At 69.3% G+C, this 23,428-nt stretch carries 20 protein-coding genes; 5 read left to right on the top strand and 15 right to left on the bottom strand.

Going from position 1 to position 23,428, the window contains the following annotated elements; all coding sequences use genetic code 11:
* The first annotated feature begins 7 nt into the window (after window positions 1-7).
* The 3 genes from ABIS05_RS24550 to ABIS05_RS24540 all read left to right on the top strand — a co-directional run bounded on the left by ABIS05_RS24550 (window position 8) and on the right by ABIS05_RS24540 (window position 5,903).
* Window positions 8-1,873 (top strand): ATP-binding protein, encoded by a 1,866-nt coding sequence (locus tag ABIS05_RS24550; RefSeq protein ID WP_348011902.1) that lies wholly within the window; start codon window positions 8-10, stop codon window positions 1,871-1,873.
* A gap of 156 nt (window positions 1,874-2,029) precedes the next feature.
* Window positions 2,030-3,013: an AEC family transporter gene (locus tag ABIS05_RS24545; RefSeq protein WP_348011901.1), complete on the top strand. Its 984-nt coding sequence runs from the start codon at window positions 2,030-2,032 to the stop codon at window positions 3,011-3,013.
* A 70-nt stretch (window positions 3,014-3,083) separates the two neighbouring features.
* Window positions 3,084-5,903 (top strand): pitrilysin family protein, encoded by a 2,820-nt coding sequence (locus ABIS05_RS24540; RefSeq protein ID WP_348011900.1) that lies wholly within the window; start codon window positions 3,084-3,086, stop codon window positions 5,901-5,903.
* Here ABIS05_RS24540 and ABIS05_RS24535 read toward each other — a convergent pair.
* The 9 genes from ABIS05_RS24535 to ABIS05_RS24495 form a co-directional block, all read right to left on the bottom strand.
* Window positions 5,889-6,656, bottom strand: coding sequence for a ParA family protein (locus tag ABIS05_RS24535; protein ID WP_348011899.1), 768 nt, complete (start codon window positions 6,654-6,656; stop codon window positions 5,889-5,891). The genes ABIS05_RS24540 and ABIS05_RS24535 overlap by 15 nt on opposite strands.
* Before the next feature lie 95 nt (window positions 6,657-6,751).
* Window positions 6,752-8,659, bottom strand: coding sequence for a radical SAM protein (locus ABIS05_RS24530; protein ID WP_348011898.1), 1,908 nt, complete (start codon window positions 8,657-8,659; stop codon window positions 6,752-6,754).
* 70 nt (window positions 8,660-8,729) lie between these two features.
* The gene (locus ABIS05_RS24525; RefSeq protein ID WP_348011897.1) at window positions 8,730-9,017 is read right to left on the bottom strand and encodes a hypothetical protein; all 288 of its coding nucleotides are present in this window, start codon (window positions 9,015-9,017) and stop codon (window positions 8,730-8,732) included.
* A 164-nt stretch (window positions 9,018-9,181) separates the two neighbouring features.
* Window positions 9,182-10,156, bottom strand: coding sequence for a hypothetical protein (locus ABIS05_RS24520; protein ID WP_348011896.1), 975 nt, complete (start codon window positions 10,154-10,156; stop codon window positions 9,182-9,184).
* Window positions 10,157-10,255: 99 nt separating this feature from the next.
* On the bottom strand, window positions 10,256-11,935 hold the full coding sequence (locus tag ABIS05_RS24515; RefSeq protein ID WP_348011895.1) for a GMC family oxidoreductase N-terminal domain-containing protein: 1,680 nt from the start codon (window positions 11,933-11,935) through the stop codon (window positions 10,256-10,258).
* 15 nt (window positions 11,936-11,950) lie between these two features.
* Window positions 11,951-13,246 carry a cell envelope integrity protein CreD gene (gene creD, locus ABIS05_RS24510; RefSeq protein ID WP_348011894.1) on the bottom strand — a complete coding sequence of 432 codons (1,296 nt, stop codon included), beginning with the start codon at window positions 13,244-13,246 and terminating at the stop codon, window positions 11,951-11,953.
* 59 nt (window positions 13,247-13,305) lie between these two features.
* Window positions 13,306-14,727 (bottom strand): two-component system sensor histidine kinase CreC, encoded by a 1,422-nt coding sequence (creC, locus tag ABIS05_RS24505; RefSeq protein WP_348011893.1) that lies wholly within the window; start codon window positions 14,725-14,727, stop codon window positions 13,306-13,308.
* 120 nt (window positions 14,728-14,847) lie between these two features.
* Entirely contained in the window at window positions 14,848-15,522 is a 675-nt protein-coding gene (gene creB / locus ABIS05_RS24500; protein ID WP_348011892.1) for a two-component system response regulator CreB, read from the bottom strand.
* A gap of 16 nt (window positions 15,523-15,538) precedes the next feature.
* A complete protein-coding gene (locus tag ABIS05_RS24495; protein WP_348011891.1) occupies window positions 15,539-16,180 on the bottom strand; it encodes a MarC family protein in 642 nt (213 codons plus the stop codon).
* Window positions 16,181-16,408: 228 nt separating this feature from the next.
* On the opposite strand from ABIS05_RS24495, the gene ABIS05_RS24490 reads away from it, so the two are divergent.
* Window positions 16,409-17,701, top strand: coding sequence for a reverse transcriptase family protein (locus ABIS05_RS24490; RefSeq protein WP_348011890.1), 1,293 nt, complete (start codon window positions 16,409-16,411; stop codon window positions 17,699-17,701).
* On the opposite strand, the gene ABIS05_RS24485 is transcribed toward ABIS05_RS24490, so the two are convergent.
* Together ABIS05_RS24485 and ABIS05_RS24480 are read right to left on the bottom strand one after the other, a co-directional pair.
* Window positions 17,664-18,455 carry a helical backbone metal receptor gene (locus tag ABIS05_RS24485; RefSeq protein ID WP_348011889.1) on the bottom strand — a complete coding sequence of 264 codons (792 nt, stop codon included), beginning with the start codon at window positions 18,453-18,455 and terminating at the stop codon, window positions 17,664-17,666. The genes ABIS05_RS24490 and ABIS05_RS24485 overlap by 38 nt on opposite strands.
* A complete protein-coding gene (locus ABIS05_RS24480) occupies window positions 18,452-19,351 on the bottom strand; it encodes a hypothetical protein (RefSeq protein ID WP_348011888.1) in 900 nt (299 codons plus the stop codon). Before ABIS05_RS24480 ends, ABIS05_RS24485 begins: the two co-directional genes overlap by 4 nt.
* Window positions 19,352-19,572: 221 nt before the next feature.
* On the opposite strand from ABIS05_RS24480, the gene ABIS05_RS24475 reads away from it, so the two are divergent.
* On the top strand, window positions 19,573-20,172 hold the full coding sequence (locus ABIS05_RS24475; protein WP_348011887.1) for an RNA-binding protein: 600 nt from the start codon (window positions 19,573-19,575) through the stop codon (window positions 20,170-20,172).
* A 160-nt stretch (window positions 20,173-20,332) separates the two neighbouring features.
* Here ABIS05_RS24475 and ABIS05_RS24470 read toward each other — a convergent pair whose 3' ends face one another.
* The 4 genes from ABIS05_RS24470 to ABIS05_RS24455 are packed head-to-tail and all read right to left on the bottom strand — an operon-like array spanning window position 20,333 to window position 23,407.
* Complete coding sequence (locus ABIS05_RS24470; protein ID WP_348011886.1) at window positions 20,333-21,106, bottom strand: SDR family oxidoreductase; 774 nt, start codon at window positions 21,104-21,106, stop codon at window positions 20,333-20,335.
* On the bottom strand, window positions 21,103-21,762 hold the full coding sequence (gene lptC, locus ABIS05_RS24465; protein ID WP_348011885.1) for an LPS export ABC transporter periplasmic protein LptC: 660 nt from the start codon (window positions 21,760-21,762) through the stop codon (window positions 21,103-21,105). Before lptC ends, ABIS05_RS24470 begins: the two co-directional genes overlap by 4 nt.
* A complete protein-coding gene (locus ABIS05_RS24460) occupies window positions 21,759-22,421 on the bottom strand; it encodes an HAD hydrolase family protein (RefSeq protein WP_348011884.1) in 663 nt (220 codons plus the stop codon). Before ABIS05_RS24460 ends, lptC begins: the two co-directional genes overlap by 4 nt.
* Window positions 22,421-23,407, bottom strand: coding sequence for a KpsF/GutQ family sugar-phosphate isomerase (locus ABIS05_RS24455; protein ID WP_348011883.1), 987 nt, complete (start codon window positions 23,405-23,407; stop codon window positions 22,421-22,423). The genes ABIS05_RS24460 and ABIS05_RS24455 overlap by 1 nt, the downstream gene beginning before the upstream one ends.
* Between the last annotated feature and the right edge of the window lie 21 nt (window positions 23,408-23,428).

Here is a 23,428-nt window from a genome sequence, read left to right as displayed (position 1 = left end):
AGAGCGGATGGTGTTGGCGCCGTTGAGCATCGGCATACAGACGCGCCTGACGGCCGGCATCGCGCTGGTCGCCAGCCTGCTCGTCCTCGTGGTGGGTTTCACGTGGACGTCCTACGAGGAAGACGCCCTCATGCAGGGCCTGCGCCAGCGCGAGGCGCGCATGGCCGGCCTCGTCGAGCGGGGCCTCGCCGGGCCGATCTGGAACCTCGACCTCGTCGCCATCGAAAACCTGCTCGATGCCGTCATGGCCGACCCCGAGGTGCATGGCATCGAGCTCAAGGGCCTGGGCCTGCCCGGCGGCCAGGGCAGGCGCGAGCGCGACCACGCCGCCAGCGGCTCGCTCAAGCGCGAGTTCCCCATCACCTACCAGCCCGCAGCAGACGCCCCCGGCGCCCAGGTGGCCTCGGCGGTACTGACCTTCACACGTGACCGCATCGACGAGCAGATCCGCCGTACGCGGCTCTTCGTCGTTGAGCTGCTGGCCGTCGTCGTCATCGGCATCGTCATTGCCACCTCGTTGCTCGTGCACTGGCTGGTGCGCCGGCCCGTGGCGCGGCTGGGCGCCCTGGCGCAGCGCGTGGCCACGGGCGACCTCGGCGCGCAGGAGGAGGTCGAGCATGCCGACGAGATCGGCGAGCTGACGACGCGCTTCAACGCCATGAGCCTGAAGCTGCGCAGCGCCGCCGATCAGGTGCAGCTCAGCTCCCAGGGCCTGCGCGCCAGCGAGGCGCGCTACCGCAGCCTGTTCGAGAACGCGACCGAGGGCATCTTCCAGGCCGACGCCAAGGGCTGCGTGCTGGGCATGAACCGCGCTTTCACGCAGATGCTGGGCCTGGGCACGATAAGCCCGGTGGGCCGGCGGCTGCGCGAGGTGACCGGCATCGACCGCGACGAGATGCTGCGCGTGTCCGCCCTCATGAACGAGCAGGGCAAGGTGCAGCAGGCGCAGTTGCAGCTACGCGGCGCGGCAGGCCGGCCGCTGTGGGTGGAGCTGAGCGCCCACTGGGTGGAAGCCGAGGGCGGCCAGCGGCGCATCGAGGGCATGGTGATCGACATCTCGCTGCGCCGCCAGGCCGAGGCCGAGCTGACGCGCCACCGCGACCATCTGGAAGACCTGGTGAACGAGCGCACCGCCGAACTCAGCGAGGCCAAGCTGCGCGCCGAGGCCGGCAACCAGGCCAAGGGCCGCTTCCTGGCGACCATGAGCCACGAGTTCCGCACGCCGCTGAACGCCATCCTCGGCTTCACGCAGCTGATGCAGATGGACGCGCGCGTGCCCGCGCCGCAGCAGACGCGCCTGCAGCTGATGCGCGACTCGGGCCTGCATTTGCTGGAGCTCATCAACGACGTGCTCGACATGGCCAGCATCGAGGCCGGCAAGGTGAGCTTGAAGCCTGCCGCTGTGGACCTGCGAGCGCTGCTCGACATGGCCTGCGACAGCGTGCGCCTGCGCGCCGAGCAGAAGAACCTGACCTTTGCGCTCGACGTGGACCCGCGCCTGCCCGTGCACGTGCTGGTGGACGGGCAGCGCCTGCGCCAGGTGTTGCTCAACCTGCTGTCCAACGCGGTGAAGTTCACCGACAGCGGCACCGTCAGCCTGTCGGCCGCCGTGATGGAGCCCACCCAGGCCGGCCAGGTGCGGCTGCGCTTTGGCGTGACGGACAGCGGCATCGGCATGACGCCGGCCCAGCAGGCGCGGCTCTTCAAGGCCTTCGAGCAGGTCTCCGAGGCCTCGCGCCATCTCGGCGGCACGGGGCTGGGCCTGTCCATCAGCCAGCAGCTCGTGCGCCTGATGGGCAGCCAGATCCTGGTGCAGAGCACGGCGGGGCAGGGGAGCAGTTTTTCATTTGAGCTGCTGTTGGCGTTGGCCTGAAGCGGCGTTGATCATCGGGGTCATGAACACAGCCACAGAGGCACAGAGACACAGAGAAATAGAGAAGTCGCGAGGGCGTGCCGCTGTCTCTGTGCCTCTGTGTCTCTGTGGCTGTGTTTCTGCCTTTGTTGGCGCGCGGCGCCAGGGGTCACTGCCATGACCTGGGCGATTGCGTTCAAGCTGCTGGCCATTCTTGTCGCCGTGGCCATTGGCTGGGCCGTCGGCCGCATGCGCTGGCTCGGCGGCGGCGAGGCCGGTAGCGACAGCGACCCCGCTCGCGTGCTGGCCAACGCGGCCTTTTTCATCTTCGTGCCGGCGCTGCTCTTTCGCACCACCGCGCGGTTGGACACGGCCACGCTGCCCTGGGCCTTCCTGTTCGCCTTCTTCGCGCCGGTGCTGGTCGTCGTATTCCTCATCTATCTGTTCGAGCGCTGGCGCCGCAAGCCGGGCGAGGCGGTCACGGCGCCCAGCGTCAAGGCCATCACGGCCGGCTTCGGCAACACGCTGCAGGTGGGCCTGCCCGTGGCCGCAGGCGTGTTCGGTGAGCAGGGCCTGGCCATCCACATCGCCGTCGTCAGCCTGCATGCGCTGACCATCCTGACCTTGCTGACGGCCCTCGTCGAGCTGGACGTGGCGCGCGGCCGCGAGGGCGGCAGCCTGGCCGCCACGCTGGCGCAGACGGTGCGCAACACCGTCATCCACCCCGTCGTGCTGCCCGTGCTGGCGGGCCTGAGCTGGAACGCCACCGGCTGGCCCATCCCCGCCGTGCTGGACGAGGTGCTGCTCAACCTCGGCACGGCCGTCGTGCCGCTGTGCCTGACGCTGATCGGCATGTCGCTGGCCTACTACGGCTGGCCCAAGTCCTGGCGCGGCCTCTCCGGGCTGGTGGCCGCCAAGCTGCTGCTGATACCCGCCGTCGTGCTGGGCATCGCACATTGGGGCCTGGGCTTAAGCGGCCTGCCACTGGCCGTCATCGTGATGATGGCGGCGTTGCCGACCGGCTCCAACGCGCTGATCTTTGCGCAGCGCTACCGCACGATGGAGGCCGAAGTGACGGCGGCCACGGTGCTGTCGACGGTGCTCTACGTCGCCACGGCGCCGCTCTGGCTGGCGCTGCTGGCCTGGATTTCGCCGTGGTGACCATCGGCACTTCTGCCGCCGCTTCAGTCTGCTGCCCAATCAACGCATTGACCATCGAGGACCGCCACGAATGAATACCCCTGCCCCCCGCCGTCTCGTCGCGCTGCTTGCTCTGGCTGGCGCGCTATCCCTGCCCGCCTGGAGCGCGCCCGCAGCCGCAGTCAAAGGTGCCGTCAGCACCGAGGCCGGCCAGCTGGCCATCCGGCATGAAAAGTACACCCTGCCCAACGGCTTCGAGGTCATCCTGGTGCAAGACCACCGCCTGCCGCTGGTGGCCTTCAACCTGTGGGTGCACGCCGGCCCGCGCAACGAGGCCAAGGGCCAGACGGGCTTTGCCCACCTCTTCGAGCATCTGATGTTTGCCGGCAGCCGGCACGTCCCGCGCGGCGAGTTCGACAAGTTCGTCGACGCCGCCGGCGGCACCGATGCCAACGGCTCCACCAACTTCGACCGCACCAACTACTTCTTCACGCTGCCAGCCAACCAACTGGAGAAGGGCCTGTGGCTGAAGGCCGACATGCTGGGCTGGATGTTCGACGAGATTGACGCCGTGTCGCTGGCCAACCAGCAGGACGTGGTGCGCAATGAGCGCCGCCAGAGCTACGAGAACCGGCCCTACGGCATCGTCGAGGAGGCGATGTACCAGGCGCTCTACCCGGAAGGCCACCCCTACCGCGCCTCGGTCATCGGCTCGCATGCCGACATCCAGGGCATCCAGCTCAAGGACGTGAAGGATTTCGCCCGCACCTACTACCGGCCCAACAACGCGACGCTGGTGCTGGCGGGCGACTTCGACCCGAAGCAGGCCAAGGCGCTGGTGCTGAAGTACTTCGGCACGCTCAAGGCCGGCCCCAAGCCGCCTGCGGTCAACGTGGCCACGCCCGAGATCACGAAGGAGCGCCGCCTCGTCGTGACGGACCGCATCGAACTGTCGCGGCTGAACTTCGCTTGGCACACGCCGGCCATGTACAAGCCCGGCGACGCCGAGCTGGACATCGCCGCCCATGTGCTGGGCGGCGGCAAGGCCAGCCGGCTCTACGGCCTGCTGGTGCGCGACAAGCAGCTCGCGCAGAGCGTGCAGGTGGGCCAGGGTTCGCAGTCGCTCAGCTCGGTGTTCGACATCGAGGTCGTGGCCCGCCCGGGTGCGTCGCTGGACGAGATCGAGACGCTGGTGGACACCGAGATCGACAAGCTCGCCAAGGAGCCGCCCACCGCCGCCGAGCTTGCCCAGGCCCGCGCGACCATCGAGACGCAGGTGCTGCAGCGCATGGAGAAGGTCTCGTCGCTGGCCGACCTCGTCAACCACTACAACCAGATGACCGGCGACCCCGGTTTCGTGGGCCAGGACTTGGCGCGTTATGCCAAGCTGACGCCCGCCGCCGTGAGCGCCACCGTGGCCCGGTTCCTGAAGAAGGACAGCCGCGTCGTCGTGCTGGCCAAGCCGGGCGAGCAGGTGCTGGCCGCCGAGGTGGCCACGCCGGCGGTGCCGACCCAGGCAGCCAAGGGTGAGCGCGAGGCGCTGAACGCGCTGGAGGCTTGGCGCAACAAGCCGCCGGGTGCCGCCAAGGCCACGGCGCTGACGCTGCCGGCGGCACAAAGCTTCACGCTCGCCAACGGCCTGACCGTCATCTACTCGCCCAAGCCCGGCCTGCCGCTGGTCAGCGCCAGCCTCGTGCTGCGCGCCGGCCAGGCCGTGAACCCGGCCGACAAGCCGGGCCTGGCCGGCTTTACCGCCGCCATGCTGCCCGAGGGCACGACGACCCGCAGCGCCCAGCAGATCGCCGAGGGCATCGCCGCGCTGGGTGCCACGCTGAGCGCCCAGGCCGCGCCGGAGGAAGCGCGTGTCGACTTCTCCGGCCGCAAGGCTGCCGCCAAGGAGGGCCTGGCCCTGCTGGCCGACCTGGCGCTGAACCCCGCCTTCGCCGCGCCCGAGATCGAGCGGCTCAAGGCCCAGCGCCTGGCCGCGCTGGCGCAGCAGCGTGAGCAGGCGCCGCTGCTGGCCAACGCCGTCGGCAACCGCGTGACCTACGGCGACGGCCACCCGCTGGCCGAGAACCCGCTGGGCACCGAGGCCAGCATCAAGGCCGTGGACGCCGCCGCGCTGCGCGGTTTCTGGCAGGCGCATTACCGGCCCGAACGCGCGGCCCTGGTGGTGGCCGGTGACCTGAGCGAGGCCGAGCTGCGCGCGTTGATCGAGCCGCTGTTCGGCGCCTGGAAGGGCGAGGGTGGGGCGCCTGCGGTGGATCCGCTGCCAGCGGCCAAGCCGAGCGCGGTGCGCACCGTCGTCATCGACAAGCCCGGTGCGCCGCAAACGGCACTGGCCGTCGTCGCGTCCGGCCCCTTCGCCGGCGTGCCCGACGCCGCGCCCCTCAAGGTCATGAACGCGGCGCTCGGCGGCCTGTTCACGTCACGCATCAACACCCAGCTGCGCGAGGTCAAGGGCTACACCTACGGCATCTACTCCGGCTACACGCTGGGCCGCGAGCGCGGCCAGTTCGGCATCCGCGGCAGCGTGCGCACCGACGTGACCGGCGCCGCGCTGGTCGACATGTGGAAGGAGATCGAAGGCATGCGCGCCAAGCCCATGGGCGCGGCCGAGCTGAACCGCGTGCGCAACGCCCAGCTGCTGTCGCTGCCGGGGCTGTTCGACACCAACCTGGCGGTCGTCTCCGGCTACGCCAGCAACTGGGCCACCGGCCAGCCGCTGTCCACCATCACCGACCTGCCGAAGAAATACGCCGCCGTCACCTCGGCCACCGCGTTGAAGGCGGCCAAGGTGCACCTGGACCCGGCCCAGCTCATCGTCGTGGCCGTGGGCGACAAGGCCAAGGTGGCGCCGCAGCTGGAAGCCATCGGCCGCAAGCCCGAGATTCGTTCAGCGACCGAGTGACTCGTACAGCGCCACCAGCTCCAGCGTGAGCTTGTGGCGCGCGTCGAGGTGGATCATCGGCCGGCTCAGCTCGTGCGATTCCTTGACCTTGACGCTGCTCGACAGGAACGGCTGCAGCACCGGCAGGCCCTCGTCGATCAACTCCTGCACCACCCGCTGCGGCAGCGACGCGCGGGCCTGGAACTGATTGACGACGATGCCCTCGACGCTCAGCTCGGGCGCGTGGTCGGCACGGATCTCGTCCACCGCTTCCAGCAGCCCGTACAGCGCGCGGCGCGAGAAGTCGTCGCAGTCGAAGGGGATGAGGCAGCCCTGCGACGCGATCAGCGCCGAGCGCGTGTAGAAGTTCAGCGCCGGCGGCGTGTCGATCCAGATCTCGTCGTACTGCGCCTGCAGCTTCAGCAGCGCATCGCGCAGCTTGAATATCTTGTAGCGGCTTTCAAGCTTGCTGTGCAGCTCGTCCAGCTCGGCGCTGGCGGCCATCACGTGCAGGTTGTCCCAGGGCGTCTCGCTGATGAACTCGCTGCCGTCGGAGTCACGCACGCTGAACTTCAGCGTCTGGCTGAAAAAGTCGGCTGAGCCGGCCACCTCGCCGTCCGCCGCGTCGCCCAGCAGGTAGCGCGTCGTATTGCCCTGGCAGTCCAGGTCGATGACCAGCACGCGCTTGCCTTGCGAGGCAGCAATCGCCGCCAGGTTGCTCGTGATCGTGGATTTGCCCACGCCACCCTTCTGGTTGAACACGACTCGCCGCATGGCTGCTACCTCCGCTTGGATGCGGCAATTGTGCGCTGCACCAAAGTCGCGCGGATCTGCTTTCTGTGGCTGTGTTTGTCTTCTATTGGCGAACGTCAGCGGGTCGTGGTGAGAGCGCGCTCGACGAAGTGCCTGGGCACCGTCGTCTTGGGCACGCGCACCGGGAACCAACTGCGGATGTCGCTGTCGACGCCGATGCCGTGCATGAAGTTGTAGAGGCCCTTCTTCAACCCCTGGCCCAGGCCGTCGTGGTCGGTGGGCGTGGGGTCGATGAAGGCGATGTCGTTCTTCGCAAAACGGCCTTCCGGCAGTGGCTGCAGCGTGACGCCGTATTCCGCCGGGTTCAGGCCCACGGGCGAGTGCACCGTGCAGGCAAAACGGTGAAAGAAGCCGCTGTGGATGCAGCCGCTCTCGAACAGCTGGCGCACGTACTCCAGCGCGTCCACGGTGTCCTGCGTCGTCTGCGTCGGGAAGCCGTACATCAGGTAGGCATGCACCAGCACGCCGGCATCGGAGAACGCCTTGGTCACGCGCGCCACCTGCTCGATGGAGACGCCCTTCTTCATCAGCTTGAGCAGCCGGTCGGACGCGACCTCCAGCCCGCCCGAGATGGCGATGCAGCCGCTGTCGGCGAGCAGCTGGGCCAGCTCGGGCGTGAAGGTCTTTTCGAAGCGGATATTGCCCCACCACGAGATGGCCACGCCACGGCGGATCAACTCCTCGGCCAGCGCCTTCAGCGCCTTGGGCGGCGCGGCCTCGTCGACGAAGTGAAAGCCCGTCTGCCCTGTCTCCTTGACGATGGCCTCGATACGGTCCACCAGCACCTCGGCGCTCGCCGCCTCGTAGCGCGAGATGTAGTTCAGGCTCACGTCGCAGAAGCTGCACTTCTTCCAGTAGCAGCCGTGGGCCACGGTCAGCTTGTTCCAGCGCCCGTCGCTCCACAGCCGGTTCATCGGATTGAGCATGTCCAGCAGCGACAAATAGCGGTCCAGCGGCAGGCCGTCCCAGGTCGGCGTGCCGACGTCGTCGAAGGGAATGTCGGGTTCGACGAAGTTGGTGTACTTGACGTCGGCGCCATCGCGCCAGAAGGTGCGCACCAGGCGCGTCTTGGAGCGCTTGCCCGACATGTGCTCCAGCAGCGCCAGCAGCGGCCGCTCGCCGGCGTCCAGCGTCACGTAGTCGACGAAGTCGAACAGCCGTGGTTCGGCCAGTTCGCGCAGCTCGGTATTCACGTAGCCACCACCCAGCACGCACACCACTTCGGGCCGCGCGGCCTTGATCGTCTGTGCGATGCGCAGCGCCGCGTAGACCGAGCCGGGGAAGGGCACAGACAGCAGCACGACGTCGGGCTCGTGCTGTTCGAGCGCTTCGAGCGTGAGGCGCCGCAGCGTGTCGTCGACGAGATTGGGCGGCGCGGCCAGCGCGTCGGCCAGCGGGTCGAAGTGCGCCTGCGCGGCGGCGAGGCTTTCGGCGTAGCGGACGAACTCGAAGCGCGCGTCCAACGCGTCGCGCAGCACATCGGCGAGGTCGTTCAGGAACAGCGTCGCCAGGTGCCGCGCGCGGTCTTGCAGGCCCAAAGCGCCGAACGCCCAGGCCAGCGGGTCGCCGCCATCCTCATCGACATAGGCCTCCAGCGTCTCGAAGCGCTTGCCCTCGGGCAGGAAGGCGCGCGTGTTGATGCGATGCGCCACCGTCGGATCGCGGCCCTGCAGGAAGGCAATTGCGCGCGGAGTTGCGGCGGCGATTGACGAGAACTCGGCGGCGAACCAGGCGGTCTGCGGCGTGCGCTTCGCATCAGGCAGGGCCAGCACGGTGTCGTGCAACTGCGTGATGCCGGCGGGCGAGAACAGCTCCAGCACCAGCGCCAGCGCCAGGTCCACCTGCTGCGCCTCGATGCCGCGCGAACGCAGGAAGCCGGTCAGGTAGGCGGTGGACGGGTAAGGCGTGTTCAGCTGCGTCATCGGCGGGATGACGGCGAGGACACGGGGGGACGTAGACGGCATGGCTCGATTGTCGAGGAGCAGACGCTCAAGCCTATGCCGCGCGTAGTGCGGCTTTCCCGCGATCCATGGTTCAGCCCGCCGACTTGCCGCGTTGTCGCTTCAACGCCAGCAAACCGCCGATGAAGCTGACGGCGCCTGGCAAAGCGAACAACGGATGTGCATCAAATGCATCCCTTGCTGTATTACGGATCAATCCGTCGACCTCTTGTCTCGAATAGCTGGGCTTGGCCTCGGCATCAAGTTGTTTGTACTGAGTGAGTACCACCGCCCGAACGCCAGCGTGCAGCGCAGCTTGGACCTGCAGCACGAGCAGCCAGAGAAATCCGACGACCAGCAAAGTCAAACCCAGTTTTCGCATTCTTGTCCCACGCTATTTCACGACCAGCTCTACTTGGCTGCGAACGGCTCTATTTGTAGAAGATGGCCACTCCGTTCACGCGTTTCTCTTGCCTGAACGGGCGCCCGAGACCTCAAGCTCGGTCTCGAATCGCGGGCGCATCACGCGCGCATCGGCACGCCGTCCTACCGCCGTCTGGCGTGCGGCTTCGCCGGTGTGCCGCGCGCGCCTGGTTCAAGTGACTTCTCGTCCGTCAGCTCTTTGGGAACGAAGGGGTTGGACAGCGCGAAGTGCACGCGTGAGCCGTCTTGAATCAGCTGCAACTCGTCGGCAAATGAAGACTTGAACAGGCGCTCGAAGGAACCGTCCTGTTTGGCCAGGGCCAGACCCTTTTCCAGTCGTTCCGCCATCAGCGGCTCGTGGACGTTGACGTAGAAGATGATGGGCAGCGGGAGGTAGACGGTGATGTCGGGCAGCAGCATCAGCTCGCCCGCCAGCTCCGGGCGGTAGTTCAGTGCGGTGGTGGCCTCCAGCAGGCTGATGGGGATGTAGTCGAAGCGCTTCCTGGCCAGCATGTCGTACAGCGAAGCCGGGGTCGGGGTGTCGTTGACCGCGTAGCCGTTGTGCCGGTAGATGTCGATATCGACCCAGCCGTTCGCCTGCCCGACAACCAGCTTCTTCAGCTCATCGGCGCGTCGGATGCGCTTGAATCTGTCCAGATCGGCGCGGCGGATCAGCAGCTTGCGATAGCCCAGCAAGTCCTTGAAGATGGACACATTGATGCGCACGCTGCGCTCCGGCAATTTGTCTTCACTGACCTCCAGCGGCCGCCAAGGCCCGGCATGCACGTTCACCACTTCGCCGCGATTGATCTCGCGCCTGAGTCGCGAAGTGGAGTAGCTGCGCACCACCCGTGAGAGCTGGTAGGGCCCGTAGTCCTTGACGGTCTTGTCGAGGGCCAGCGTCAACAGCGCGAACTGGTAGTCGTCTCGCTTCGGCGTGGCGCCCCAGTCCCAATAGCGAAACTCCATGCGACGCTTGTCGGGGGAGGCCGCTGTTTCGGCGCGGGCGGCCTGCCAGCCCACCAGGCCCAGGCCGAGCACGCAGCAAAGAGCCCATGCCGCAACCTTCGCAAAGCCAAACCTTGGCGTGTCAGACATGGCGCGTGTTGTTTGCGGTAGAGAAAGTGTAGAGGTCTGCAGTCAGCCTGCGTCCGCGCCTGCGCCTCCTCACGCCAGAGTGGGTCAAGCCCGCCCGCCTCAGTTGCCCCCCACCAACCACCCAGCCAACTTCTCCGCAATCATCAACGTCGGCGAGTTCGTGTTGCCGCTCGTGATCGTCGGCATCACGCTTGCGTCTGCGATGCGCAGCCCGCTCACGCCGCGCACGCGCAGCCGCGAGTCGACGACCGCGCCCGGGTCGTCGTTGCGCCCCATCTTGCAGGTACCCACGGGGTGGAAGATGGTCGTGGCAATGTCACCGGCCAGCCGCGCCAGGTCCTCGTCGGTCTGGTACTGCGGACCGGGCTTGTGTTCCTCGGGCTTGAAGCCAGCCAGTGCCGGCTGGGCGACGATGCGGCGCGTCAGCTTCAGGCTTTCGACGGCTACCTCGCGGTCGGCATCGGTCGACAGATAGTTGGGCTGGATGGCCGGCGCCACGGTCGAGTCCGGCGACTTGATCTGCACCGTGCCGCGGCTCGTCGGGTTGAGGTTGCACACGCTCGCCGTGAAGGCGTCGAAGCCGTGCAGCGGCTCGCCGAAGGCGTCCAGCGACAGCGGCTGCACGTGGTACTCCAGATCGGGCCAGGTCTTGCCGGGGCTGCTGCGCGTGAAGGCGCCCAGCTGGCTCGGCGCCATGCTCATCGGGCCGCTGCGGCGCAGCGCGTACTCCAGGCCGATCATGGCCTTGCCGAACAGCGAGGCCGAGCGCATGTTCAGCGTCTTGGCGCCCTGCACCTTGTAGACGGAACGGATCTGCAGATGGTCCTGCAGGTTGGCGCCCACGCCGGACAGGTCCTGCTCGACCTTGATGCCGAGGCCTTGCAGCAGCTCGGCCGGGCCGAGGCCCGACAACTGCAGGATCTGTGGTGAGCCGATGGCACCGGCACACAGGATGACCTCGCCGCCCGAGTTCAGCCAGGGCTGCTCGATGCCGTGCGGCGTCTGCACCTCTACGCCGCTGCAGCGCAGGCCGCTACTTTCGGATGAACCGTCGCGCATCAACCGCAACTTGCGCACCTGCGCGCCGGTCCACAGCTCGAAGTTGGGCCGGCCGAAGGTCGTGGGGCGCAGGAAGGCCTTGGCCGTGTTCCAGCGCAGGCCCTTCTTCTGGTTGACTTCGAAATAGCCCACGCCCTCGTTCGTGCCGGCGTTGAAGTCGCTGGTGGCCGGGATGCCGGTCTGCTGTGCCGCAGCGGCAAAGGCGTCGAGGATGGGCCAGCGCAGGCGCTGCTGCTCCACGCGCCATTCGCCCTTCTTTCCTGGCATGGGGCCGTGCACGGCGGCAAAGCCCTCGGGTGCGGTCTTGGGGTCGTCCAGCCGCCAATGGTGCTCGTGGCGGCGGAAGGCGCGCAGCACGCGTTCCCAGCGCCAGGTGTCATCGCCCGTGGCCTCGGCCCAGTGCTCGTAGTCGCGGCTCTGGCCGCGCATGTAGATCATGCCGTTGATGCTGGAGCTGCCGCCCAGCACCTTGCCGCGCGGGTAGCGCAGGCTGCGACCGTTCAGGCCCGGTTCTGCCTCGGTGCTGTAGCACCAGTCCGTGCGGGGGTTGCCGATGCAGTAGAGGTAGCCGACGGGGATGTGCACCCAGTGGTAGTCGTCCTTGCCGCCGGCTTCGATGAGCAGCACGCGCTTCGTCGGGTCGGCGGTGAGCCGGTTGGCGAGCAGGCAGCCGGCGGTGCCGGCGCCCACGATGATGTAGTCGAAACCTTCTTTTGCCATAGGCCCGAGCGTAAATCACTCACCCTGCGGATTCCCTGACGCCAGCCGGTACCAGTCCAGCCGGCGCGTCAGCGTCATCACCACCGCCAGCACCGCGAACAGCAGCACGGCGCCGATGACGAGAGCCGTCTGCTCGCGGCTCAGCAGCACGTAGAGCGCGCCGTACAGCAGCGCGATGCCGCCGCCGAACGCCAGCCCGCGCAGCCAGCCACCCAGCATAGCGGCGGCGTACTGGGTCAGCACCACCGCAGCTGCGGCGGCGGCGATGAGGTAGGCCACCAGGAAGGGCAGGTGCTCCGACAGGCTCAGCAACAGCAGGAAGAACAGGCTCAGCGCCAGGCCCACCAGCAGGTATTGCACCGGGTGCACGCGGCGGCCGGTCAGCAGCTCGGTGAGGCCGACGGTGACGAAGGTGAGGGCGATGAACATGAGGCCGTACTTGATGGCGCGGTCGCTCATGACGTAGGGGTTCACGGGGTCGATGAGGTCGACGGCGAGCGTGTCCAGGCCGCTCTTGCCCGCGACGACGTCGGCCGCCGCGCTGCTCGCCAGTTCGGAGACCTGCCAGCGGGCCGAGAAGCCAGACACGCCGACCTCGCGATCGGACGGCAGGAAGCGGCCGGAGAAGCTTGGGTGCTGCCAGCTGGACTGCAGAGCCACGGTCGTGTTGCCGGCCGCAGGCACGATTGCCAGGCGCTGCGTGCCGACGAGCTCCAAGGCCAAGTTCAGCTCCAGCGGCTCGCCCGGCCGTGGAAGCGCAAGAACCGCATGCAGCCCGGAGGCGTGGACTGCGTTCGCCGTGCCTGGCCTGACGTTCAACACGTGACCGTCGCGCTTCAACTCGACCTTGCGCAGACCCCGTGAGTCGCTGGCCGAAAACATCGCGATGACGTCGCCGCATTCGATGCGGCCGCCGGCGTTTTCCGGTGGTGGCGTCAGCGCGACGAGATCGTCCCAGCGCGCAGTGACGGCCAATTTGCCGACGTAGGTGTGGATCTTGAACAGGCCGCGGTAACGCGTCTCCGGGCTGAGGCCGCCGCTGACCTCCAACTGGGCGGGCGGCAGCGTCGCCAGGAAACTGCGGCTCTGCACGCCGTCCTTGGAGGGCGTCCAGGTTTCCTTGCAGCTGCGGGTGAGGATGGGGCCGAGCAAGGTCTGCGGGCCGGCTTGCGACTGCTCGACGCTTTGCTCCGCCTCGCGCTGGCGTGCCTGGCGTTCGTTCACCAGCCCGCCGATCTGGGCGAGCACGATGCACAGCAGGACGGTGACGACGGCCAGGATGGCCAGCTTGATGATGAGTTGTTTGTTCATGCCGCCAGCATCGCGAGGCGATGTGAGGGCCTGACGAGCTGTGTGAAGCGAGCGTGAAGTCAGCGCGGCAGGATCAAGCCAACGCGCAGGCCCGGCTGCGCCGCCTCGAACGCCAGCCGCCCGCCATGCAGCTCCGCCACGCGCCGCGCAATCGCCAGGCCCGGGCCCGAGCCTTTCACGAGACTGCCCGGCCGCGCCGTGGAGAAGAAGCGTTTGCCCAACTGCGCGAAGGCTGCGGCCGGCACGCCGGGGCCGTGGTCGCGCAGCGTCAGCCGCGCGGTGGTGGGCGAAGCGCTAACGGCCAGTTCCAGCGTCGAGCCCGCAGGCGCGAAGTCGATGGCGTTGACGAGCAGGTTGCCGAAGGCCAGCTCCAGCAGCGCCGCGTCGGCGGCCACGGCCACGTCGTCCCGCGCCGTCCACACGACGCTCAGGCCCTTCTGCGCCAGCCGCGATGCCTGGCGCTCCAGCTGCGCCTCGGCCCAGCCCACCAATGCCAGGCGCTGCCGTTCACCCAGCCCGATTTGCGCCTCCAGCTGCGACAGCCCCAGCACGCGCTCCACCAGCGTCTGCAGGCGCGCGGTCTGGTCCAGCACCTGGGCGGCAAAGCGCTGGCGGTCGGCGGCAGGCAGTTCGTCCTGCAGCAGCTCACCGCTGGCGCGCAGCGCGGCCAGCGGGCTCTTGAGTTCATGCGTCAGTGCGCGCACGTCGTGCTCCAGCTGCTCGCGGCCCTCAAGCCGCCGGCGCATGTCGTCCATGGCCAGCGCGAGGTCGCCCAGCTCGCCGGGCATGTCGGGCGGCGCGATGGCGTGGCCGGCCTGGGCCTGCTGCGCGTAGCGCCGCAGCCGCCGCACGGACGCGACCAGCCACAGCGTCACCGCCACACCGACGACAAGGCTGGCCGCCAGCAGTGCGGCGCCGGCCCAGTACAGCCGCCGCTCGGCGCGGTCGATGAAGCGCTGCACGCTGGCCACCGGCTTGGCGACGCTGACGACGCCCAGCGTCCGGCCGTCCTTGATGATGGGTGCCGCCACGACGAGGATGGTGCTGCGGTCGTCATCCGCGTAGCGCGTCGAGCGCGCGCCGTAGTCGCCGCGCAGCGTCAGCGCCACGTCGCGCCACTGCGAGTAGTCCTGGCCCACGGCGGAGGGCTGGCCGGAGTCGAGCAGCACGCGGCCGCGCGCATCGGTCACGTACAGGCGCAGGTCCAGGCTCTCCTTGCGCAGCCCCCAGATCGGCACGTTGACCTCGCGCTTCGCATACCGCTGCAACTGCGCGCCGAGGCGGCTGCCGGGCTTGAGGCCGTCGGCGTCCAGCTCGTCCGCCGCCGTCTCGGCCAGCAGGTAGGCCGCCTCCACCATCAGGTCTTCCATGACCTCGCGCACGCTCGGCTTCACCTCGGCGAGGAAGACCTTCAGCAGCAGCACGGCGCTCAAGCCGGCGATGAGGAAGAAGCCGAAGAAGACGCGCAGGCCGAGGCGCATGTCAGGAATTCCAAATCCAATTCCAAACACAGCCACAGAGACACGGAGGCACAGAGAGAGTGGGGCTTTCTCTGTGTCTCTGTGTCTCTGTGGCTGTGTTCATGAATCTTGGCGACAGAGTCACGGCTCCAATGAATAGCCCATGCCCCGATGTGTCTTGATCGGGTCGCGCCCAGGCGCCGCCTCGCGCAGCTTGGCGCGCAGCGTCTTGATGTGCGTGTCCACGGTGCGGTCGCTGCTGTCGGCGCTGACGCCCCAGACGGCGTCCAGCAACACCTCGCGCGAGTGGATGCGCTGCGGCGCCTGCAGCAGCTTCAGCAGCAGGCCCAGCTCCAGCTTGGTGAGGTTGAGCAGCGCGCCGTCCAGTCGCACACGCGAGCCGTCCACCGCAAAGCCCGTCGCCATGGCGGGCGCGGCCTGCGCACGGCGCAGCAGCGCCCGCACGCGTGCCACCAGTTCGCGCGGGCTGAAGGGCTTGGCGAGGTAGTCGTCCGCCCCCAGTTCCAGGCCGAGCACGCGGTCCATCTCGTCGCTGCGCGCGCTCAGCACGATGATGGGCAGGTGCGAGAGGTGCGACAAGGGCCCGGCGCGCAGTTCGCGGCACAGGTCCAGCCCATGGCCGTCGGGCAGGCCGATGTCGAGGATGAGCAGCTCGGGTGCCGGCGCTTGGCGCAGCCGCTCGCGCGCTTCGGCCAGCCAGGCGCGGTGCTCTACGCGAAAGCCCTCGCGCTGCAACGCAAACACGACGGTGTCCGCGATGGCGGGGTCGTCTTCCAGCAGCAGCAGGGTCGTCAAGCGTGCCTGCCCCGCCTCAGCCGACGGTCCGCGCGGCCAGCACGGGGAAGAGCTTGATCAGCCCGTCCGCCAGCAGCTCCACCGCCAGCGCGGCGAGGATCAAGCCCATCAGCCGCGTCATGATGTTGATGCCCGTCTGGCCCAGTACCTTGGCGATCTTGCTGCTGGCCGTGAAGGCGATGAAGGTCACCACCGTGACGACGACGCCATAGCCGCACAGGATGGCCAGCTCCCACCAGACGCGCGTCTTGTCGGCGTAGATGACCATGGTGGAAATGGTGGCCGGGCCGGTCAGCAGCGGGATGGCCAGCGGCACGACGGCGATGCTGGCGCCCGCGTCGGCCTTGCTGTTGCCCTCGGTCACGTCCTCCTTGCGCGCCTCGGCCGGCTGGGCGTTCAGCATCTGCAACGAGCTGATCAGCAGCAGGCAACCGCCGCCGACCTGAAAGCTGGCCAGTGAGATGCCGAAGAACTCGATGATCTTCAGCCCGAACAGCGCACTTAAGGCGATGACGATGCCGGCCGTGCAGGCGCTGACGAGGATGGTCCGGCGCCGCTGCTCGCGCGTGAGGTTGCTCGTGAAGTGGATGAAGAAGGGCACGACGCCCACCGGGTTCACGATGGCCAGCAGCGCAACGAGGGGCTTGTAGATGTCCATGGGCGCGGATTGTGGCGGCTACCATCGTGTGGCGGCCGCTGCCCGAGGTCTTCGCAAGCCTTCACCGGCATGCACTCCGGGGCAACCCCGGGGGTTCTCGATCTCGCGTCCAGCAGGGCGTGAGCCTGGTGGCGAGTTCTCGCCAGACTGCTCACGCATCACCCGTCGCTCGGGCAGCGCGCCGCACCTTTCTTCAGGGAGACGAACAGGGTGGATACCGCCCGCACGATGACTGCCCGGGCACTGGCCCGCGCGATGCTCGCCGGCCCGCGCGACGCCGACGGGCTGGCGGCGCGCATGGCCGTCTGCCTCGCCGCCCGCCCGCCGTGGCTGGCCAAGCTGGCCGAGGCGATGGCCCGCGTACCGGGCGAGGTCTGGGGGCGGCTGGACGTGCAGACGCTGGCCGAGCGCGTCCAGGCGCATGACAGCTTTGCCCAGGCCTGGCGCAGCGAGGCGCGCCCCGTCGCCCGCCACTGGCTGCTGCAGCCACCCGACGAGCTGGCCCGGGCGCCTGCCGGCCTAGAGCGCCCGCACTGGCCCACCGTCGGCGCGCTGGCCCGAGGTCTGGGCATGACGCCCGCCGGCCTGTGGCGGCTGACCCTGCCCGTCGACTGGCAACGTCGCCGCCCGCTGGCGCAGCAGCATTACCGCCCCTGCCTCATCCGCAAGCGCAGCGCCGGCTGGCGGCTGCTGGAGGTGCCCGAGCCGCATCTGCGCGCCGTGCAGCGCCGCCTGCTCGGCCAGTTGTTGAACGCCCTACCGCCGCACGAAGCCGCCTTCGGCTACACGCCGGGCCGCTCGGTCGTGCAGCACGCGGCCCGGCATGCGGGGCAGGGTCGGGTCTTGCGCTTCGACCTGAGCGACTTCTTTTCGACGGTGCGCGCCGCGCGGGTCCACGCCCTGTTCAAGACGCTGGGCTATTCCACGGCGGTAGCCCGCGCATTGACTGCGCTGTGCACCACGGCCACGCCCGAAGCCTGGCTGCGCGCGCAGGGCCACCTGGATTGGCAGCAGTGCCAGCGCCTGCGCGACGCCCACCTGCCCCAGGGCGCGCCGACGTCACCGGCGCTGGCCAACCTCTGCGCCTTCGGCCTGGATGCCCGCCTCACCGGCTTGGCCGAGGCCTTCGGCGCACGCTACAGCCGCTACGCCGACGACCTCGTCGTCTCCGGCCTGGCGACGCTGCCCGTGCGCCAGATTGCCGCCTGGGTCGCGGCCATCGCGGCGGACGAGGGTTTCGTCGTCAACCCGCGCAAGACGCGCAGCCTCGGCGTCGCGCAGCGGCAAGCGGTCTGCGGCATCGTCGTCAACGACAAGCCCAACCTGGCGCGCGACGAGTTCGACCGGCTCAAGGCCACGCTACACCGCTGTGTCGTCGACGGCCCCGCCGGCCAGAACCGCGACGGCCACGCCGACTGGCGCGCCCATCTGCAGGGCCGCGTCGCCTGGGCGGCTCAGCTCAACGCCGTCAAGGCCGAAAAACTCAAGCGCCTGCTCGTTCGCATCGACTGGGATCGCTGAGCCCGCGCAGATAGTCCAGCCCCGCCGCACCGCGCACGCCCCACCAGCTCAGCAGTTCGCCGTCCACAAGCTGCACGCGCGCCTGCGGGCACAGCGCCTGCGCCTCGGCGATGTGCGCGGGGCCGAAGCGGTAGGGCTCGGAGCTGAGCAGCACGCGGTCGATGCCGGGCAGCCAGGCTTCATCGCCGGTCAGCGTGGGGTAGCGGCCGGCGCCGTGCTCGCCGCCCAGCACGTCGGGCCAGGTGCGCCAGCCGGTCTCGGCCAGCAAGGTCGAGATGTAGGTGTCGCGCGCCGCCGTCATCCACGGGTCGCGCCAGATCAGGTAGAGCACGTTCTCGCCCGGCCACGCCTGCTCGCGGCAGCGGGCCAGCGCGGCCGAGAACTCGCCCGACAGCGCCGCCGCACGTTGGTTGACGCCCGGCTGGCTGGCGAAGGCAGCGCGCAGTTGCTCGAACAGCGCCAGGTTGTCCTCGGGCCTGCTCGGGTGGGTCACGATGACCTCGGGCACGAAGGCCTTCAGCGCCTCGGCCGTCTCGCGCCGGTTCTCATCGACGTTGACGATGACGTGGGTGGGCGCGAGCCGCCGCAGCTTGGGCAGATTCACATCCTTGGTGCCGCCCACCTTGGGCACGTCCTTCACCGCGTCGGCCGGGTGGATGCAGAAACCTGTGCGGGCGACCAGGCAGGGGCCCAGCCCCAGCGCTACCAGCGTCTCCGTCGCGCTGGGCACCAGCGACGCGATGCGTGGCGTCATTCCGCCTCGGTCAGCGCCAGGTAGACCGCGCAGCAGCCGCGCAACCACACCAATGTCGGCAGCACCAGGGCCAGCGCAAAGACGATGCCGCCGCCGATCAGCGCCGCCAGGCCCAGGTTGCCGCCTTCCAGCGCCACGCCGCTGGCCCCCAGCCCGCGAGGCCCCAGGCCCATGACGCCGGCCAGCAGCTGGCGCGCGGGCAACTCGATGCCGGCACCCAGGATGGCCAGGCCCGCCAGCAGCTTGCCGCCGGTCACGACGACAAAGCTGACGGCGCCGGTGGTCAGCGCGACGAGCAGGTAGACCGTGGCCATCAGCAGCGCCGTTTCGGGCAGGCCGTGGCGCAGCCGCTCGCGCAGGAAGGCCAGCACGCCGGTGCTGCGCCGCCCGGCCCACACCGCCGGCCCGGCCAGCGGCCCGACCAGGATGACGACGACGAAAGCCAGGCCGCCCAGCAGCAGCACGCCGGCCGGCAGCACCACGGCCAGCAGCGGTGCGCCCACCCAGGGCCAGCGTGTGGCCCACAGCAGGCCGGCCAGCAACGCCACGCCGACGGCGGCCAGCGCCACGCAGGCGAGCAAGGCCAGCAGCACGCGATGGCCGCTGCGCAGCGCGTCGGCGAGTGCGTCCTGCGGGTCGCGCACAGGCAGGCCGCGCGCCTGGTCCATCAGCATCAGGCCGGTCGTGTTGACGCCGAAAAAGGCGACAGCGAGCGCCAAGCCCAGCCACAACGCGCTGAGCAGCTCCTCGCTGCGGGCGAGGGCCGACTGCGCCATGGCCAGCAGCAGGCCGGCCAGGCAAAAGCCCGCCAGCAGGGCATAGAGGGCGCGCAGGTTGCGGGGCGCGTCAATGCTGGCGAGGACGCGGGCGAGGGCAGGTAACAGAGAGGGGCTCATCGGGCGAGGATGGTAGCGATGACGCGAACTTGAGGCGGCGGCCCCTCCAGGGTTTGCTCTAGATCTGAAAAACAACACTTGCGGGAGGGCTGGCGCGCAATTCTTTACCCGGCCACCATAATGATTCGCCTGTGTCTGGACGCCGCACCTTCGCTTGAATGGTTCACGATGGGTTGAAGCTCCACATGGTTTTTTGGTTTTGAGTAGAGAAGGGCTTCCCCATGGGAAACAAGCTTTATGTGGGCAATCTGGCCTACAGCGTGCGTGACGAGTCGTTGCAAGAGTCGTTCGGTCAGTTTGGTACGGTGACCTCCGCAAAGGTCATGATGGACCGCGAGACGGGCCGTTCCAAGGGTTTCGGTTTCGTCGAAATGGCATCTGACGCTGAGGCTCAAGCAGCCATCAACGGCATGAATGGTCAGGCCCTCGAAGGCCGTGCGATCGTCGTCAACGAGGCTCGTCCTCGTGAAGAGCGCCCGGGCGGCTTCGGCGGTGGCGGCGGTGGCCGTTCCGGTGGTGGCGGCTTCGGCGGCGGTGGCGGTGGCTACGGCGGCGGTGGCGGTGGCAGCACCGGCGGTGGCGGCGGCTACGGTGGTGGCGGTGGCCGCTCCGGTGGCGGCGGCTTCGGCGGTGGCGGCGGTGGCCGTTCCGGCGGTGGCGGCGGCTACGGCGGTGGTGGCAGCAGCGGCGGTGGCGGTGGCTACGGCGGTGGTGGCGGCTACGGCGGCGGCGGCGGTGGCCGTTCCGGCGGTGGCGGCGGCTACGGCGGTGGTGGCGGCGGTCGCTCTGGCGGCGGCGGCTACGGCGGCGGCAGCTACTAAGCAGCTCTCTGCTGACCCAGCATGAATGACAAGGCGCCTTCGGGCGCCTTTTCTTTTTGCGCGCAGCGCATGCGGGCCAAGCGCCGGGCCTTCCGTAGGCACGAGCAGTCCGCAGCGACTGCTTGTGTCCGACGCCAGTTCAACAAGCCACTAGAGCTGGCTATTCGCTCGCGCGCTTCTTGCGTGGCCGGCTGGCCAGCAGCCGGTCATACAGCGCGTTAGGCAGCAGGCGCATGACCTTGGCCAGCACCCCCATCTGCCAGGGAATGACGCGGTAGCTGACCTGGACGCGGATGGCGCGCACGGCCTGCTCGGCGAAGTCGTCTACCTGCATCAGGAAGGGCATGCTGTAGCGGTTGCCGCGCGTCAGTGGCGTGTCGATATAGCCCGGCAGCAGCGTGACGACCTTGACGCCGAAGGGCCGGCATTCGCCGCGCAGGCTTTCGCAGTAGGCGACGACGGCGGCCTTGCTCGCGCTGTAGGCGCCATGCCCCGGCAGGCCGCGGATGGCCGCCACGCTGGCCACGCCCACCAGCGTGCCCGAGCCGCGCTCGTTCATCGCCGCCACGAAGGGGTGGAAGGTGGCGGCCAGGCCGACATTGTTGGTGGCGAAGGTGCGGCGCATCACGTCGAGGTCGTCGAAGTGGGCGGTGTCCATGCCGACGCTGATGCCGGCATTGGCGATGACGACGTCGGGCAGGCCCTGGGCGGCGATGCAGTCGCGGCCCGTGCGCGCCATGGCATCGAGGTCCGCCACATCGGCGCCGTAGACCTTGAAGCGCGCTGCGTCGAGTTGTTGCTCGACGGCCCAGCGCTCGACCTCGGCGGTGCGGCGGGCCACCAGCGCCAGGCGCGCGCCGCCCTGGTAGTAGCGCAGGGCCAGCGCCTGGCCGATACCGCTGGACGCGCCGGTAATGAAAACCAGCTCCGTCATCGCTTGGGCCGAGAAATGATCTGGCCCTGCGCCTTGCCGGTGAAGCTGACCTGGCCGGTCAGGTGCCGGTACTCGAAGTTCTGCGTGTGCAGCGTCGTGCCACCCTGGCGGATGGTGACGGGCAGGTGGGAGCGCAGGATCTCGCTGTTGGACAGGGCCTGCAGGAACTCGCCGCGAACTTCGATCAGGGCGGGCCCCTCCTCGCCGGCGCCGGGCGCCAGGCGGCGCAGGCGCACGTCGCCCAGCAGTTGCATGTCCGTGCCGTCACCGTTGCTGATGGCGCGTTTGGCCTCGGCGATGGCCAGGCTGCCGTCGGGCGACACGGCGCGCACGCGGGCCTGGTCGATCTCGACGGTGTCGGTGTCGGGGTAGTGGCGCAGCTCGGCGCCGGCGATCTGCACATTGAGCCGGCCATCGGCGCCGATGCGCTGGATCTCGAAATTGGCCATGCGGTAGTCGGGTTCGTGGCGCGGCGCGGCGAGCTCGCCAGGGGCGTCCAGCAGCGGCGTGTTCTTCACCAGCCACCAGGTGCCGCTGGCGAGAAGGGCCATCAGCAGCAGCGGCAGGAAGTTCGACAGCAGGCTTTGCAGGCGCCAGACAAGGGGCTGGGCGGGCCGGGCGCGCGGCGTGGGTACCGGCAACGCGGCCGGCGTCATGTCTGCCCCTCGCCCGACGGGTACGTCGGGCGATCCCCCGAGGGGATGGGGGCCGGCTCGGGAGCGGCCCAGCGCTTGGCCCCCGACGACCTGCCCCCGTCCAAGGTCTCGTGATGCGCCTTCAGCAGGCGTTCGTAGTGGCCGGCGGCCATCAGCAGCAGGTCGCAGAACTCGCGCGCCGCGCCGTAACCGGCCGGGGCACGCGTGACGTGGTGGGCGATGGCCAGCACCTCGGCATGGGCGCCGGGCGGGGCGCAGGCAAAGCCGGCGCGGGCCAGCAGCGGCAGGTCGGGCCAGTCGTCGCCGATGGCCGCGACTTCGCCCCAGCTGGCGCCGAGTTGGGCCAGCAGCGGCTCGGCGGCGGCGAGCTTGTCGCTGATGCCGTAGAGCGCGTGGGCCAGGCCCAGGTCGGCCACGCGGCGGCGCACGGCGGGGCTGTCGCGCCCGGTGATGACGACCGGCGTGATGCCCACCTGCTGCAGCGACTTCAGACCGTGGCCGTCCAGCGTCGAGAAGGCCTTGAAGGCCTCGCCGCTGTCGCCGATGTAGATGCGGCCATCCGTCAGCACGCCGTCGACGTCGAAGAGGGCGACCTTGACGCCCAGGCCCGTGCCCTGGGCCTTGACGAGCAGTTCGGGCGGGAAGGTCAGCGCCGCCATTAAATTACCTTCGCCCGCATCAGGTCGTTGATGCTGACGGCGCCGAGCAGGCGCTTGTCGGCGTCGGTGACGAGGACGACGGTGATGCGGGCGGCTTCCATCAGGTCGGCGGCGTCGACGGCCAGCGCCTCGGCGCCGACGGTGCGCGGCTTGGCGTAGGCGACCTCGATGGCGGTGAGTGCGCGCAGGTCGCGGCCCTGCTCGACGAGGCGGCGCAGGTCGCCGTCCGTGAAGATGCCCAGCACGCGGTCGTCGGCATCGACGATGACCGCCATGCCCAGCGCCTTGGCCGACATCTCGCGCATCAGCTCGGTGAAGGGCGTATCAGCCGCCACGCGGGGCAGGGCGTCGCCGCTGCGCATCAGGTCGCGTACATGCGTCAGCAGCTTGCGGCCCAAAGCGCCGCCGGGGTGGGAGCGGGCGAAGTCCTCGGCCTTGAAGCCGCGGGCGTCCAGCAGCGCCACGGCCAGCGCGTCGCCCAGGGCCATCTGGGCCGTGGTGCTGGCCGTGGGAGCCAGCTGCAGCGGGCAGGCCTCCTCGGCCACGGCGCTGTCGAGCACGACCTCGGCATGAGCGGCCAGGCTGGAGTCGGGCCTGCCGGTCATGCCGATGACCGGGATGCCCAGGCGCTTGAGCACGGGCAGGATGGCGTTCAGCTCGTCGCTCTCGCCGGAGTTGGACAGAGCCAGCACGATGTCGCCTGCGGTCACCATGCCGAGGTCGCCATGCGCGGCTTCAGCGGGGTGGATGAAGAGGGCCGGCGCGCCGGTGGAGGCCAGCGTCGCGGCGATCTTGCGGCCGACGTGGCCGCTCTTGCCCATGCCCATGACGGCGACGCGGCCCTGGCAGCCGAGGATGAGCTGCACGGCGCGGGCAAAGGACTCGCCCAGGCGGGGCGCCAGCTCGGCCAGGGCGCGGGCCTCGACCTCGAGCGCCTGGCGGCCGATGCGGATGGCGCGCTGGGCGTCGAAGGAAGCGGAAGACATCGGGCCAGTGTAGACAATGCC

Source organism: Roseateles sp. (assembly GCF_039929605.1).
GTDB lineage: Bacteria > Pseudomonadota > Gammaproteobacteria > Burkholderiales > Burkholderiaceae_C > Pelomonas.
This window is presented reverse-complemented; position numbering and strand designations above follow the sequence as displayed.